Annotated in this window: 14 protein-coding genes; 6 read left to right on the top strand and 8 right to left on the bottom strand. The window is 37.4% G+C overall.

Annotation, left to right across the window (positions count from 1 at the left end):
• Positions 1–13: 13 nt before the first annotated feature.
• The 3 genes from H3Z82_RS03670 to H3Z82_RS03660 all read right to left on the bottom strand — a co-directional run bounded on the left by H3Z82_RS03670 (position 14) and on the right by H3Z82_RS03660 (position 5,869).
• Positions 14–1,375, bottom strand: a complete 1,362-nt coding sequence (locus H3Z82_RS03670) for an OmpA family protein (RefSeq protein ID WP_182202585.1) — start codon at positions 1,373–1,375, stop codon at positions 14–16.
• Between the two features lie 124 nt (positions 1,376–1,499).
• Entirely contained in the window at positions 1,500–2,693 is a 1,194-nt protein-coding gene (gene kbl / locus H3Z82_RS03665; protein ID WP_182202582.1) for a glycine C-acetyltransferase, read from the bottom strand.
• A gap of 23 nt (positions 2,694–2,716) precedes the next feature.
• A complete protein-coding gene (locus tag H3Z82_RS03660; RefSeq protein WP_182202579.1) occupies positions 2,717–5,869 on the bottom strand; it encodes a UvrD-helicase domain-containing protein in 3,153 nt (1,050 codons plus the stop codon).
• Between the two features lie 214 nt (positions 5,870–6,083).
• Between H3Z82_RS03660 and H3Z82_RS03655 the strand changes: the two genes are divergently transcribed.
• The gene (locus H3Z82_RS03655; RefSeq protein WP_182202576.1) at positions 6,084–6,692 is read left to right on the top strand and encodes a superoxide dismutase; all 609 of its coding nucleotides are present in this window, start codon (positions 6,084–6,086) and stop codon (positions 6,690–6,692) included.
• Between the two features lie 642 nt (positions 6,693–7,334).
• Here the strand turns inward: H3Z82_RS03655 and H3Z82_RS03650 are convergent.
• The 3 genes from H3Z82_RS03650 to H3Z82_RS03640 all read right to left on the bottom strand — a co-directional run bounded on the left by H3Z82_RS03650 (position 7,335) and on the right by H3Z82_RS03640 (position 11,256).
• Positions 7,335–9,233 carry an amidophosphoribosyltransferase gene (locus tag H3Z82_RS03650; protein ID WP_182202574.1) on the bottom strand — a complete coding sequence of 633 codons (1,899 nt, stop codon included), beginning with the start codon at positions 9,231–9,233 and terminating at the stop codon, positions 7,335–7,337.
• A gap of 218 nt (positions 9,234–9,451) precedes the next feature.
• Positions 9,452–10,378: a PfkB family carbohydrate kinase gene (locus H3Z82_RS03645; RefSeq protein WP_182202571.1), complete on the bottom strand. Its 927-nt coding sequence runs from the start codon at positions 10,376–10,378 to the stop codon at positions 9,452–9,454.
• A gap of 80 nt (positions 10,379–10,458) precedes the next feature.
• Positions 10,459–11,256, bottom strand: a complete 798-nt coding sequence (locus tag H3Z82_RS03640; RefSeq protein WP_182202569.1) for an AAA family ATPase — start codon at positions 11,254–11,256, stop codon at positions 10,459–10,461.
• Between the two features lie 347 nt (positions 11,257–11,603).
• Here H3Z82_RS03640 and H3Z82_RS03635 point away from each other — a divergent pair, with 347 nt between their 5' ends.
• Positions 11,604–11,747, top strand: coding sequence for a hypothetical protein (locus tag H3Z82_RS03635; RefSeq protein WP_182202566.1), 144 nt, complete (start codon positions 11,604–11,606; stop codon positions 11,745–11,747).
• Positions 11,747–12,025 carry a type II toxin-antitoxin system RelE/ParE family toxin gene (locus H3Z82_RS03630; protein WP_182202564.1) on the top strand — a complete coding sequence of 93 codons (279 nt, stop codon included), beginning with the start codon at positions 11,747–11,749 and terminating at the stop codon, positions 12,023–12,025. Before H3Z82_RS03635 ends, H3Z82_RS03630 begins: the two co-directional genes overlap by 1 nt.
• 3 nt (positions 12,026–12,028) lie before the next feature.
• Here H3Z82_RS03630 and H3Z82_RS03625 read toward each other — a convergent pair whose 3' ends face one another.
• Positions 12,029–12,667, bottom strand: a complete 639-nt coding sequence (locus H3Z82_RS03625; RefSeq protein ID WP_182202562.1) for a ribonuclease H1 domain-containing protein — start codon at positions 12,665–12,667, stop codon at positions 12,029–12,031.
• 92 nt (positions 12,668–12,759) lie between these two features.
• Positions 12,760–13,341, bottom strand: coding sequence for a phosphoribosylglycinamide formyltransferase (gene purN, locus H3Z82_RS03620; RefSeq protein WP_182202559.1), 582 nt, complete (start codon positions 13,339–13,341; stop codon positions 12,760–12,762).
• Between the two features lie 288 nt (positions 13,342–13,629).
• Between purN and H3Z82_RS03615 the strand changes: the two genes are divergently transcribed.
• Genes H3Z82_RS03615 through rnc form a run of 3 tightly spaced genes read left to right on the top strand, consistent with a single transcriptional unit; the run spans position 13,630 to position 15,880 of the window.
• Positions 13,630–13,863, top strand: a complete 234-nt coding sequence (locus H3Z82_RS03615) for an acyl carrier protein (protein WP_007647141.1) — start codon at positions 13,630–13,632, stop codon at positions 13,861–13,863.
• 12 nt (positions 13,864–13,875) lie between these two features.
• Positions 13,876–15,126: a beta-ketoacyl-ACP synthase II gene (gene fabF / locus H3Z82_RS03610; protein ID WP_182202556.1), complete on the top strand. Its 1,251-nt coding sequence runs from the start codon at positions 13,876–13,878 to the stop codon at positions 15,124–15,126.
• A 7-nt stretch (positions 15,127–15,133) separates the two neighbouring features.
• Positions 15,134–15,880, top strand: coding sequence for a ribonuclease III (rnc, locus tag H3Z82_RS03605; protein WP_182202553.1), 747 nt, complete (start codon positions 15,134–15,136; stop codon positions 15,878–15,880).
• The last annotated feature ends 126 nt before the right edge of the window (positions 15,881–16,006 follow it).

The following is a 16,006-nucleotide window of genomic DNA, read 5'->3' as shown; positions in this document are numbered from 1 at the left end:
TAGTTTATAAAACTTAGTTTGTAAGTTTTACTTCAACACGTCTGTTGTTGGCTCTACCAGCAGCAGTTTTGTTAGTGTCAATTGGATTTTCTACACCGTATCCTTTAGAAGTCAAACGATCTCTGTTAATGCCGTTAGCGATTAACCAATCTTTTACAGCATTAGCTCTTCTCTCTGACAACAATTGGTTTGATCTCTTGTTACCTGTACTGTCAGTATATCCTTCAAGTACGAAAGTAGCTTCTGGGAACTCTTTGAAGATAGCGTTCATAGCTTCTAAAGTCTGTTGAGACTCTTTCTTGAAAGTAGCTTTACCAGTATCAAATAAGATAGTTCTTGCATACTCATTCAATTGCTTCATGTGCTCTTCTGTAGGCTTCACCTCAGGACAACCGTGGTTTGCAACAGTACCAGGAACATCTGGACACTTATCATCTTTGTCTAACACACCGTCTCCATCTCTATCTGGCCATGGGCATCCTTTGTTAGCGGCAGGACCAGCTTCGTTAGGACACTCGTCTAAATGATCTGGAACACCGTCACCATCAGCATCAGGACAGCCTTTCAATGATTTTAAACCAGCAACATCTGGACAGTCATCTAAATGATCTGGAACACCGTCACCATCAGTATCAGGACAGCCGTTGAATTCAGCTAAACCAGGAACGTCTGGACAGTCATCTTTTGAATCTTCGATACCATCACCGTCAGAATCAGGACAACCATTGAATTCTGGTAAACCAGGAACGTCTGGACAAGCATCATCTTTATCGTAAATGCCATCTCCATCAGTGTCTACGCCACCAAATTTAAGTGCTAAACCAACTGTGTGTTGGAAATGTGTCGCTAAGTAATCTTCAAAAGCATGTTTGTAAGCAGATTGAACTGTTACACCAATGTTATCAGAAAACCATAAATTGAAACCTAAGGTTCCGTTTAAGGTACCAGCTCCAATGTCGTCAACCCAAGTGTAACCACCACCTACACCTAAGTAAGGCTCAATTACTTTTGAGTTAATTGCATTAGCAAAGCTATATTTTACTGTACCGTCTAAAGCGTAGTAAGATAAATCATCAGCTGAAGTATCACCTATTTTGCTAATTTCGTTGATAGTACCAGCAGCAGTCAATGAAAACCCGTCTGATAAGTATCGAGAAACAGAAATTGAAGATAATGAAGGTAAGACGTTGTAATGATCTCCAAAATTGAAATACTGATCAAAGATACCACCTTGTCCGTCTTCACCCGTTGGGTAAAAGTCAACTGCGTTTACGCCAACCCCAATTGCCCAAGGGTTGTTTTCGTCTTGTGCGTTGGCGTTGCTAAAGCTAAATAGAAGCAACATAGCGAAAAATAATCTGCTAAGATTTTTCATATTCTAATAATTTAATTTTTAAGTGTTAATTAAGAGCAAAAATAAGTTGTTAAACGTTATTAACAAAGACAAATGTATAAAAATATTGAATAATTGCCTTAAAATAGGCGTGTTTGAACTTATTTTAAATAATATTCAACGCTTTTCCAACTTTAATGAAAGCAGCGATGGCCTTGTCCAAATGTTCTTGAGTGTGCGCTGCTGATAATTGCACTCTAATTCGGGCTTTATCCTTGGGTACAACAGGAAAAAAGAATCCGATGACATAAATATCTTCCTCAAGGAGCATTTCTGCCATTTTCTGGGATAATTTGGCGTCGTAAAGCATCACCGGAACTATGGCTGAATCACCATCAATAATATCAAATCCGGCTTTCTGCATGGCCTCTTTGAAATACTTGGTGTTTTTGGTCAGCTGATCTTTTAACGAAGTGTCGTTGGTCAGCATTTCAAACACTTTAATAGATGCACCTACAATGGCTGGCGCAAGCGAGTTTGAAAACAGATAAGGTCGTGAGCGCTGACGTAGCATTTGGATGATTTCCTTTTTTCCTGTAGTATAACCACCCATGGCACCGCCCATAGCTTTGCCTAATGTTCCCGTAATAATGTCTATACGATCCATCACGCCTTTTTCCTCTAAGGTACCACGTCCTGTTTCTCCAATAAATCCAGTGGCGTGGCATTCGTCAATCATGACCATGGCGTCATATTTATCAGCCAAATCGCAAATCTCATCTAAAGGCGCTAACAATCCGTCCATAGAAAACACACCATCGGTTACTATAATTTTAAAGCGTGCACCATTCTCATTGGCAGCAATAAGTTGCTTTTCCAGATCGTCCATATCGTTGTTTTGGTAACGATAACGTGCCGCCTTACATAATCTAACACCATCAATAATAGAGGCGTGATTTAAAGAATCGGATATAATAGCATCTTCGGCGCCCAATAGAGGTTCAAAAACACCACCGTTGGCATCAAAAGCCGCGGCGTAGAGTATGGTATCTTCTGTGCCATAAAATTCAGCTATTTTCTCCTCCAATGTTTTATGGATGTCTTGAGTACCACAAATAAATCGTACTGAAGACATGCCAAATCCATGACTATCTAAAGTGTCCTTAGCGGCTTGAACCACCTCAGGATGGGAAGAAAGCCCTAAATAATTATTAGCACAAAAGTTTAGAACAGTTTGCCCTGTGCTAAGGGTTATTTCCGCACCTTGAGGTGACGTGATGATGCGCTCTTCTTTATAAAGCCCCGCTTCTTTAATGTCTTCAAGTTCTTTTTGTAAATGTTGTTGTATTTTACCGTACATAATAATTTGAGTTTTATACAAAGTTAAAATTCTTTTATGTGAATGTCGCTATTAATGTAGACAAGTATTCTTTTGACGATATTATAGCCCATTTCTTCAAGAATAACCTGATAGGCCATAATTTGGTTTTGATGGGTTGGCCGTTCTGAACCTGTTTTGTAATCTATAATAACAGCTTCATTTTGATTATTGAGCACTATCCGGTCTGGTCTGGATATTAGCCCCCCTGATGTTAAAATATCTCTTTCGTTATAAACGGTAAGCCCGGGCATGAAAAATGCCTTTAGTTGCTCATGATGGACAATATTGTTTATTATAGGTTTAAGTTCAGCGCTTTGTTGCGAATTAAGATCTCCAGAATTTTCAAAATCTTCAAAAACCAAGTCAAGGTCGTCTTTGGTTTTAACCTTAGACAGAATTAAATGCACTAAATTTCCTTTTTCAATAGCAGCTTCTTGCTCTGTATCCCATAGGTAACCGGCATTGGTAACGATGTGGAGATCATGATTTTCTTTGGCGACAGAAATAAAGCGCTCTTGAATATTAGCTTTTTCAACTGGCTCAGCTGGAAGTACCCGAGTTGGCTGCCCAAAAGAATAGGTCTTTTCTGAGTCAGTATACAGCCCTACCGATTTCAGATAATTGATAAACAAGCCCGAATATGCACTTAGCTTTTCATTGTTTTTTTTATCCACATCATATTCTGATACAATATAGAGCTGTTCCACAGCACGGGTGAGGACTACATATAAGAGGTTCATGCTGTCCAATTCTAATTGTGCTTTGTAGTCGGCGTACATAGTTTGACCTAAGGTTCCTAAGTCTTCCAAATCTTTATTGACATTGATAAACACATTTGAAAAGCCATGGAAGGACTCCGAATGCACGGGAAACCACAATTTTGGAGACATATCAAAATAAATATTCTGGTTGGCATAAGGAAAAATTACAACTGGAAATTCTAGGCCTTTAGATTTATGGATGGTCATAATCTGTACGGCGTTATTGCCTTTTGGAGAGGTGATGGAAAGTTTTTCCTTTTTGATGTCCCAATGCGAGGTGAAATCTGAAAATCCTGCGTTATACCTCTGCGAATAATCTAAAACTTCATCCAGAAAAAATTGAATGTAGGCATTTGAGGTCTTATTTAAATTGAATTGCCTAACCGCACTTTCCACAGCTTCGTAAAAAGGCTGTTGTAAGAATTGATTAAAATCGAAAAACAAGTCGTATCTATTCAGTCCTTTGAACATTTCAAAAGCGTCCAAATGAACAAGATTTTGAAAAAACTGATGTTTATCTTCCAATTGAAAGTGATGTTCAGCCAAATAACTCAAAGCTTCTATCTTCAACATCTGATTATAGGGTTGGGATGCTAATGCAATGATACTGGTTAGAAACTGTACCTCAGGTGAATTCTTAAGTAAAAGAGATTCTGAAGATATAATAGGTATCCCTTTCTTGCTCAAGTATTCAGCAAGTGCAATACCTTCTTTTGATTTTCGGGCAATGATGCAAATATCCCGAAGCTCAAACGAGTTTTCCAGGGCTTTTTGAATCGCTTCCAAAACTTTTTGACCGTAAGTGTCATCCTTATCCTCAGATTCAAATTCTAAAAATGAAAGTTCAACATAGCCGTCACCTGTCAAATGAAGGTTTTGATGACTGGCCTCATAGATTTTTTGGTGTGATGGATTGGAAAAAGCAAAAGTAGAGAGGTGTTTAAAGAAATTGTTGTTGAATTTTACAATTGTCTCTAGGCTTCTGTAATTAGTAGGTAAATTATCAATCTGCTGTTCAATGTGAAATGGTTGTGTCCGTTTGGTGTATAGGTCTATGAATTGTTCGGCTTTTCCGCCACGCCATCGGTAAATAGCTTGTTTGGCGTCGCCCACCAGCATTGTTGTGCCCGCTTCACCTTTTAAATTTTGGGCTGATAGGGCATTGTCGATTAATGGAATAAGGTTTTCCCATTGTTTTACCGATGTGTCCTGAAATTCATCAATAAAATAATGTCTGTATTTTTCGCCAATCCGTTCGTAGATAAATGGGGCGGGCTGCAGCTTTATTTCAGTATTTATAAGAGAATTGAATTCTGAGATTAGGACGAGATCTTCGTCAATTTTTATGTCTTGAAGGCTGTTGTAAATGGCATTTAAAACAGATAGTGGTGTTATATTGTTAAGAACATTTTTAAGAAATCTAAATTGAACAATGCTTTCTTTGCTCTTTTGAAACAAGGTACTTAATATTGGCTGAAGACGGTCTATAAGCGTCATTTTAAGGGTGTCCACGCGCTTGGGATAGAGCGGATTTCCTTCCAATAAATCTTTTTGCCAGGTGAGCTGATCGAGATTGACATTGGAGTTGCCTTCGGCTAATTTTAAAAAATGTTTAGGTAAATAGCTGCTTGAAAAATTGTTGAATTCCAAGCCGTTTTGCACAATAAGGTCTAATGCCTCCTGTCCTTTTTTACTTATATCAGTTTCTATAAGAACAATTTGTTTGAGAAGTTGTGCTTTTAGTGCTTTGAAATCTTCAATAGACTTATCCTTTAAATCTTCAAAATATGGAATATCATTTTCATTGATGAGCAGTTGTGCTATTTGATTAAAATCGAAGGATACATCCCAGCTTTTATCGTCATCAGCCTTTTCGATGGCAAAATCAACGAGTATTTTAGTGAGCTCTTTTTCGGTTCCGGCTTTATCAATAAGTTGATCGACCGCTTTTGCAAGAATTGTTTTGGTGTCCAATTCGACCTCAAAATTAAGGGGAAGCTTCAAGTCATGGGCAAAAGTTCTTATAAGGCGATGGTTGAATTTATCAATTGTAGAAATATCAAATGCCGCATAATTATGGGCAATAGTATTTAGAATGTGTTGCGACTTTTGGTGTAGTATTTTAGAATCCATTTGTAGCTCTTCAGTAAGCATCCCGAACATTGGTGTTGGGTTTTCTAAAATATCTGGATTAGAAAAGACAATTAGCATTTCTACAATACGTTCTTTCATTTCAGCCACGGCCTTATTGGTAAAAGTTAGAGCCAAAATGTTTTTAAATCCATTTTGCTGATTGGAGGTGAACAGTATTTTTAAATACACTTTTACTAATGTGAAGGTTTTACCGCTACCTGCTGAAGCATTATATATCAAGAAAGGATGTTTGACTTCCATTATTATTTCATTTTTTTATACAAGATAAAAACTATCCCTGATTTAATTAGGATAATTTGTTCTTTTCAAAGATCCTCCATATTTAGTAACGACTCCCATCCAACGTTAAACTTTTCTTAACGCTTAAACACGAAGCATTTAATATTTTTTAATGCACGGTTTTATGCTTAAATTTGGGTTGAATAAATATTAACACTTAAAAACAAAAAACACTATGGCTTTCGAATTACCGAAATTAAAATATGCATATGATGCTTTAGAGCCTCATATTGACGCTAAAACAATGGAGATCCATCACTCAAAACATCATCAGGGATACACCAATAATTTAAATAATGCTATTGAAGGAACTGATTTGGCAGGAAAAACTATTGAGAATATCTTGATCAATTTAGACATGGATAAAAAAGCCGTCAGAAATAATGGCGGCGGATTTTACAATCATTCCTTATTCTGGGAAATAATGAATCCAGAAGACAAAGGACGTTTGTCTGGAGAGTTAAAAGATGCTATTGAATCAGCGTATGATTCAGTTGACGCTTTTAAAGATGAGTTCAGTAAGGCTGCTGCAACGCAATTTGGCTCAGGATGGGCTTGGCTATGTGTACACAAAGGGGGCAAAGTAGAAATCTGCTCAACACCAAACCAAGATAATCCGTTGATGCCAGGAGTTGGTTGCGGTGGAACACCAATTTTAGGATTGGATGTGTGGGAGCACGCCTACTATTTGAAATATCAAAATAGACGACCTGATTATATCGATGCATTTTTTAATGTGATCAATTGGAATGAGGTTGAAAGACGTTACGCAGAAGCGAAATAAGACTTAAAACTTCCTTGCAAAAGGAAAATCAATCTGCAAGGTTTTGCAAAACCTTGTAGGTTTTTTAATACTATAGCAATATAAGCGAATCTGAAAAGGTTCGCTTTTTTTTATTTGGAAATGTGGTTTTTTGAGAACTTTATGGTGGCAATTGATATACGAAGTACTTGCCTTCGCAGGTATTAATGAAAAAAGGTGGACGAGTGTCCACCTTTTTTGCCCCAAATCTACCATAAACTTAACCTACTTATGTTATGGTGGAACAAATATAAGCCGACTACAATGGAATAGTTCAATTTATTAGATAAACTACGAATAAATTGGGCTGAATGATAACTTTGGGTAAATTACGTCTAAAATATGCTTAAAATAGGATCCAGTTAGTTGAAGTGTTTAATTGATTGAGACCTACTATAAACTTAAAGCTCAACTTTATACCAAATAAAAAAGGGCATAAAAAAAGGTAAACAGTTGTTTACCTTTTTTTGCCCCAAATCTACCATGAACTTAACCTACTTATGTTATGGTGATACTAAAGTATATTGAATTTCAACAACTTGATATATAATTTAGACGAATTACCAAAATATCCGATAAAACGGCTTTTTGCAAGCTAAAGTGGTTAGATCTCTTCTTTTAAACCTAATAAGCACGCTTATTATTTCCTTCGTAAAAGTTAATAAATGCTCTATTCACAACACGATTTCCTCCAGCGGTAGGATAGTTTCCCGTAAAATACCAATCCCCCAAATTTTTAGGACACGCCACATGTAGGTTTTCAATGGTTTGAAAAATCGCCTTCACTTCTGTTTTGACACTGTCATCACAAATAAGCATACCAATCTTGTCTGAAATTTGTTCAGCAGTAAATTGGTTATAGAGTTCTTTCACAAAATTTCTAACCTCTTTGTCTTCCAAATGTACCTGCTCTAAACATTTTTTATAGACCTCGTCTATAAGATGATATTTATCGTTTTCTTTCAATAATTCAAGCATGGCTCTAAAGGCAATGAGGTCTTCAAGTTTCGCCATATCAATACCATAGCAATCGGGATAACGGATTTGAGGGGCGGAAGAAACTACAATTATTTTCTTAGGGTGTAGTCTTTCCAACATTTTAATAATACTCTTTCTTAAAGTGGTACCACGCACAATACTATCATCAATGATAACCAAATTGTCCGTTTGCTTTATAACGCCATAAGTAACATCATAAACATGGGCCACGAGATCATCTCTACTACTGTCTTCTGTAATAAACGTTCTAAGCTTAACGTCTTTAATCGCAATTTTCTCAATTCGAGGGCGCTCTGATAGGATTTGTGTAACTTTTTCTGCAGAAAGCTCACCGTTACCATTTAAAATGGCTTCAGTTTTCTTTTTGTTGAGATGGTCTTCAACAGTTTCAATCATTCCAAAAAAGGAGGTTTCAGCCGTATTTGGAATATATGAAAACACCGTGTTTTTAGTGTCGAAATCGATAGCTTCCAAAACTTTTGGCATGAGCAGTTTGCCTAATGTTTTTCGTTCTTGATAAATTTCAGCATCACTACCTCGTGAAAAATAGATCCGTTCAAAAGAACAGGCCTTGCGCTCAGTGGGCTCAACTATTTTCTTAATACTTGTTTCTCCTGATTTTTTGGTGATAATGGCATGACCAGGTGTTAATTCTTTTACATCTTCAAAATTGACATCAAATACGGTTTGGATGACCGGTCGTTCAGAGGCAACCACCACAATTTCATCGTCTTTATAATAGTAGGCAGGTCTGATTCCGGCAGGATCACGAAGTACAAAAGAGTCGCCATGTCCTAAAAGTCCTGCTATGGCATAACCACCGTCCCAATCTTTTGCAGAACGTTTCAAGATTTTACCCACGTTGAGTCGATCAGCAATCAATGGTGAACATTCGTTTTTGTTGTATCCTTCACGCTTCAATTGCTTGTATTTTTTGGCTACCGCATCATCCAAAAAATGACCAATTTTCTCCATTATAGTAACAGTGTCCGCCTTTTCCTTCGGATGCTGCCCTATTCTAACCAAACCTTCAAAAAGTTCATTCACGTTGGTCATGTTAAAGTTTCCGGCAACAATCAAGTTTCTGTGCATCCAGTTGTTCTGTCTTAGAAAAGGATGGACGTTCTCAACACTATTTTTACCGAAAGTTCCGTAGCGTACGTGCCCCAAAAGTACCTCTCCTATGTATGGGATGTTCTTTTTTTGTAGGGCTACATCATCTGTGTATTCAGGATGCTCGGTAAGCTCTTTATTGATGCGCTCATTGATTTGCCCAAAAATATCCTGAATGGGCTGTTGGGCGATCGAGCGTACACGACTGATATATCGTTCCCCTGGTGCGGTATCGAGTTTGATACTGGCAAAACCAGCGCCATCCTGCCCGCGATTGTGCTGTTTTTCCATCATCAAATACATTTTATTCACACCATAAAATGCACTGCCGTATTTTTCCTTATAAAATTCTAAAGGCTTTAAAAGTCTGATGAGTGCAATACCGCACTCATGTTTAATCGCATCGCTCATTGGGTTTTTTCAATTTTAAATTTGCTACTGATTATTGAGGGTTAGTCTTAATAAGTTAAAAATTATTACAAACTAAAGTTATTAAAAAACGCGCTTCATTTTGAGCGCGTTGGTTTTATGTCAATTCAATTTTATTTGTTTCCAAGAAGGGGTATTAAAAGACATATTAAAATTGTTTATTTTTAGTTTAGACGATTCGTTCTTTACAAGCTTATTGCTTATTCAAGGATGATTTCAAATTTAGTCAATTGTTTAAACTGATTCAATCGTTGGTATACCTCTCTATCTTGGAGTTGTAGCATGCGCTCAGTTCCGAATTTCTCGACACAAAACGACGCTAAAGTAGAGCCGTAAATAACGGCAGTTTTCATATTCTCAAAAGAATAATCCGCTGTTTTTGTCAAATATCCAGCAAATCCACCAGCAAATGTGTCGCCGGCACCAGTTGGATCAAATACCTCTTTCAAAGGTAAGGCGGGTGCAAAAAATACGTTTTCGTTATGGAATAATAAGGCCCCATGCTCACCTTTTTTAATAACCACATATTTTGGACCCATCTTATGGATTTTTTGTGCGGCCACTACAAGCGAGTATTCTCCGGTCAACTGACGGGCCTCTTCATCGTTAATAGTGATAACATCCACTTTATTGATGACTGCTTTTAATTCGTCCAAAGCACAGTCCATCCAAAAATTCATGGTATCTAAAATGACCATTTTTGGTTTTTTGTTCATTTGTTCCAAAACACTCATTTGTACCAATGGATGTAGGTTGCCAAGCATGACTACCTCTGCGTTTTTATAATCTTCCGGAACCACGGGATTGAAATCGGCAAGGACGTTAAGCTCTGTTGCCAAAGTATCACGAGTGTTCATATCATTATGATATTTGCCACTCCAAAAGAAGGTTTTGCCCTCTTTTACAATTTCAACACCAGAGATATCAAGATTTTTATTTGATAATAAGTCTAAGTATTCGTTAGGAAAATCTCCGCCAACAACAGAAACGACTGCGGCATCTACATTAAATTGGGATGCAGCCAAGCCTATAAAGGTTGCAGCACCACCCAAGATCTTATCAGTTTTTCCAAAAGGTGTTTCGATAGCGTCAAAGGCAACGGTACCTACAATTACTAATTTGCTCATATTGCGGTTTCAAAATTTGGTGCAAAGATAAGGCTTTTTAGCTTCGAATTAAGCACTATTTTCGAGGAATTTATGTGTGCTTATTCGGCATTGAAATGTCGCAAAAAGGCATTGGGGTCATTTAAAAACGACTTTGTAACCGAATAATGATCCGTGTTTTCGAGTGGTGTTGCCTGCATTGCTTCATTGGTAATCTCATATATGGTGGCACCAGGATAAGCCATCAACATTGGGGAATGTGTGGCAATGATGAACTGGGATAAATGATTTTGCAAGTGGTTATGGAGAAAATAAATAAAAGACAATTGTTTTGATGGAGAAAGTGCTGCTTCGGGCTCATCCAATAGATAAATACCTGGCGACTTTATCATTTGCTCCATGATATGAAGGTAGGCTTCCCCATGGGAAAAGGCATCTAATTCCTGACCATAGTTTTTTCGCATATAGCGCAATTGGTAATTGGCATTTTCTTTCATTTGACTGATGATGTGATCCGGAACTTTGCCTTCTAAATCAGAAAATTTATTTTGAATCTGGGCATCTGTTCTATTGACACTGTTCAAATAATCGCCAAAATCTTCGGCCCGAAAGAAAAATCCTGTAGGACGATCAATAGTCCAAGTGAGCTCCAAATAGGGCAGTAGTCTTTTTGCCGCATCAAAACTAGGTTTGTTGTAATCGGCGCCATCCATGTGTGGCAACTGTAGTCTACATGCCAGTGTTTCCAGCAAAGTCGATTTTCCTGAACCATTTTCTCCAACCAAAAACGTGATTGGGTTGGATACATCAATGTTTTTGGCGTATTTGATCGCGGGAATATCATACGGAAAAGGATGAGTTCTGTTGGTTGCGATATGTATGGAAGATAGGTAGGACATTGTTTTTATAAAAAAAAGAATAAGATGTTTCTCTATATCAAGATACATATTTTAATTCTTCCATATTAGAGAATAAGAAATGAATAAAATTTTTAACCTCGTGATAAACGTATGTGACATAATAATACGCATTCTTACAAATACGTTTAGGATAAAAACTTTCCTTTTTTTTATAAACTTGATTTCGAGGAGAATTAACATTTTACGTATGAGTTACGTATATTTATCGTATAAATTACTAACCATGGAATTTCAAAAAAAAGCGTAAAGAAGTTGTTTTAGATGAAGAAACGCTATCAGTTCTTGAAGAAAAGGCAAAAGCCCAAGGTCGAAATTTAAAGAATTATATGGAATTTGTGTTGCGAGAAAACGCTTATGCCTTTGAGCCTTCATTGGCCTATAAAACGATGATGGACAAAATGATTGACAATCATCAAACTGGAAAAACAAATTATACATCGTGGGAAGAGGTTAGAAAAGAACTGTTTTAATGTTTTTTTTGATAAAATTCAGTAACGAATCGAAATTGGACTTGACAGAAGCCAACACCTATTATTTGGCAGTCTCTAAGGAGTTATCCGCCAAATTCAAACTTGAAATGAGCGAAATCATTGATAGAATCGCTAAGAACCTCGAGCATTTTCAAAAACGCTATCGCAATATCAAAATTGTTTTTACCAAGATGTTTCCATTTGGCATTCATTATTTATTTGAAGGCAATACAGTTTTTATTCAGAGGATCATGCACCAGAAACGGTTGTTTAAATAATCATTACTTCCTCCCAAAATCCGCCGGGATCTCTCCCCAAGCTTTCGTTTCCCATTTAACTATGGTCGTCGTGTAAGTATTTGTTTTAAGCCAGTTGACCGCGCGATCAACCAACTCAAAAAGTTTTTCGTTTTTCGAGTTTCGTGCCAGTTTGGTATTACAAGCTTTCTTCTTGACCCAACTCATGGCAATTTTTGAATCTGTGTAAATAATCCGCTGGCTATCATTGTTTTTAAGAAAGGCCAGTCCATGGACAAGTGCCAAAAACTCGCCAATATTATTCGTACCCTCAGGAAATGGACCTTGGATGAACAGTTGTTTTTTAGTTTTGGTATCCACGCCTCTATATTCCATAATACCGGGATTGCCACTTGAAGCAGCGTCCACCGAAATGGAATTGTAGTTGGGCTGTCCTATTTTTTTGAGTTGTGCTTGAGACAAATCGCTTTTAAAACTCTTGGATTTTCCGATATAATCAAAATAATTGCCTTCTAAGGCCTTTTTTGCAGCCTCAAAAGTTTCAAATGATTTGTACTGCGCACCTTGGTAATCTTTGATTTGGGCTTTGCAATCGTTCCACTTATCAAAGACTCCGGTTTTGTGACCTTTCCAAACAACGTAGTATTTTTTCTTCTTGCTCATATTTGCTTCCCGCGAAGGCGGATTAAGTCCTTCTATGTCAGGACTCTAATTAAATTTTAGACACGGATTACACGGATTTATACGGATTTCTTTTAGGAAATTGTCTCTTGAGCTTGCAGCAACTCCTCCACCACCTTCGGAAAGTGTTCCATCTCAAGCTCGTGTATTTTTGCAGCAACCATTTCTGCAGTATCTGATGGTTTTACCTCACATTTCGCCTGAAAGATAATTGCGCCTTCATCATAATGCTCATTCACATAATGAATGGTAATGCCTGTTTCGGTTTCTTTATTGGCCACAACCGCATCATGAACATAACTGCCGTACATTCCTTTTCCGCCGTATTTAGGAAGCAAGGCAGGATGGATATTAATGACTTTATCTGGGAACTCATGCAGTATAAAATCTGGAAACTTCCATAAAAAGCCCGCCAATACAATCAAATCAGGTTGTGATGCCTTTAAGATATTCAGAACGTCATTGCTTTGGAAAAATGCTGTCCTGTTAAAAGACAGAGCGCTCACTTTGAGGTTTTTACAGCGGTCTAAAACTTTGGCATGAGGATTGTTAGTCAATACCAGAATAACAGAAGCTATAGCTCTGTTGTTGAAATACTTGATTAAATTTTCAGCATTAGTACCACTTCCGGACGCAAAAATTACGATACGCTTCATCTGCTACTCTATAATTTTAAATTATTGTCAGACCTGTCTGTCAAAACGCAGGTGCAATTCACTATCAAATTAAAAAATGTTCAGCAAAATTCCATAATCTCATTTCATTTACAGATATTAGCTTTCAAATCAAAAGCAAAAAAAAGAATAAATATTAACAATTAGGAGGTAAAATAGAAATACTTAGCTGTATTTTTGCTAAATTAGAAACACATTGTAGAAATAAAAATGGGTTTTAAACTAAAGTTTTTTATTTTTGCCAATTAATAAAACTTAAAATTAAAGATTATGTCAGACATTGCATCAAGAGTAAAAGCGATTATAGTAGACAAACTAGGTGTTGACGAGAACGAAGTTGTCACTGAAGCAAGCTTCACAAACGATTTAGGAGCAGATTCTTTGGATACTGTGGAATTGATCATGGAATTCGAAAAAGAATTTGATATCCAAATTCCAGATGATCAAGCAGAGAACATCGCTACAGTTGGTCAAGCTATCTCTTATATAGAAGCAGCAAAATAAGTAACAGACTTTATGGAATTGAGGCGAGTTGTAGTTACAGGGTTAGGTGCTCTTACACCAATCGGGAATACCAAAGATGAATATTGGAACGCTCTGGTTAGTGGTAAAAGTGGTGCTGCGCCAATAACGTATTTTGATACTGAAAAGTTCAAGACTAAATTCGCGTGCGAATTAAAAAACTTTGTGCCCACTGATTTCATTGAGCGAAAGCTAGTCAACAGAATGGACAAATTTACGCAGTATGCCATGGTAGCTTCAGATGAAGCCATTGCAGATGCTAATTTGGACCTAAGTGTTGTTGATAAGCTTCGTGTTGGTGTGATCTGGGGAGCTGGAATTGGAGGGTTGGAAACTTTTCAAGAAGAAGTACTAAATTTTGCCGCAGGAGATGGAACACCACGTTTCAATCCTTTCTTTATTCCAAAAATGATTGCAGATATAGCTCCAGGTAACATTTCCATTAAACATGGATTTATGGGACCTAACTATACCACGGTTTCGGCCTGTGCCTCTGCTGCCAACGCAATGATTGATGCCTTAAACTATATTCGTTTGGGTTATTGTGACGTTGTAGTTACTGGCGGTAGTGAAGCAGCGGTTACCATAGCAGGAATGGGTGGCTTTAATGCTATGCATGCCCTATCAACACGAAATGAAAGTCCAGAAACAGCTTCACGACCATTTGACGCTACCAGAGATGGTTTTGTTTTGGGTGAAGGTGCGGGGGCAATTATTTTGGAAGAATATGAGCACGCAAAGGCAAGAGGCGCCAAGATATATGCTGAGGTAGTAGGTGGCGGACTGTCATCGGATGCTTATCATATGACGGCCCCACATCCTGAGGGAATAGGAGTTATTTCCGTAATGAGAAATTGTTTGGAAAATGCTGGATTGAAACCAGAAGATGTTGATCATATCAACACACATGGTACATCCACACCTTTAGGTGATGTTGCCGAACTTAAAGCTATTACGGAAGTTTTTGGTGAACATGCCAAGAGCATCAATATCAATTCAACAAAATCAATGACGGGTCACTTGTTGGGTGCCGCAGGTGCTATTGAGGCCATTGCCTCTATCCTTGCCATGGAACATGGCGTTGTGCCACCAACAATTAACCATTCAGTCGTTGATGAAAATATTGATCCGCAATTAAACTTAACATTTAACAAAGCTCAAAAGAGAGAGGTTAAAGTGGCCATGAGTAATACTTTTGGATTTGGCGGTCATAACGCTTGTGTATTATTCAAGAAATTAGATTAAATCCCGAATGAATTACATTCGTAACATATTAAATTCCCGTTCTAAAAATGACGGGAATTTTTTTTTAGAACTTCAGAAAATCTTAGGTTATAAGCCTAAAAATAAGAGTTTTTACATCAAAGCCTTTACCCATCGCTCCATGAACGTCAAGGATAAAAATGGGATAGCGCTCAACTACGAAAGACTTGAGTTTGTTGGAGATGCCATGCTTGGCCTTGTGATTGCTGCCTATCTTTATGAGGAAGTGCCGGAAGGCGATGAAGGTTATTTGACAAAAATGCGCTCTAAAGTGGTCAGTAGAGAGCACCTTAATGAATTAGGCAAGGAGCTGAAATTGATTGATTTTGTAGAATCAAAAATTCCTAAAAATAATTTTGGCAGTAACATTCATGGCAACTTATTTGAAGCGCTTGTTGGTGCTGTGTTTTTAGACAAAGGTTATAAGCAATGTGAGAAGTTTATCCATAAAAATGTCATTAATAAACATGTCGATATTGAGACGTTAGAAGGTAAGGTAATCAGTTATAAAAGCTTGTTGATTGAGTGGTGTCAGAAAGAAAAGAAAACCTTTGACTATAATGTTTATGAAGATTCGGGAAATGACAATCTTAAGCATTTTTCGGTCAAACTTTCCATTGATGGCAAGGTAGTGTCAAAAGGAAGGGCAACCTCCAAAAAAAAGGCCGAAGAAAAAGCTTCAAAACGTGCATTTTTTGCTTTCCAAAACAAGATCAACCGCTCTTTTAAAGAATAGAAGTTTGCTTTCAATCATGAAAACAACAAGTGGCCATAAAAGTTACTAACTATAACGATTTCGCTTGCTACGCCTGTTAAGAATAATCCAAACTTGATATTACAGTGGAGATAAAGTATTATCTTT

This window comes from Gelidibacter maritimus (assembly GCF_014062315.1).
In the GTDB taxonomy this organism is placed as follows: domain Bacteria; phylum Bacteroidota; class Bacteroidia; order Flavobacteriales; family Flavobacteriaceae; genus Gelidibacter; species Gelidibacter maritimus.
This window is presented reverse-complemented; position numbering and strand designations above follow the sequence as displayed.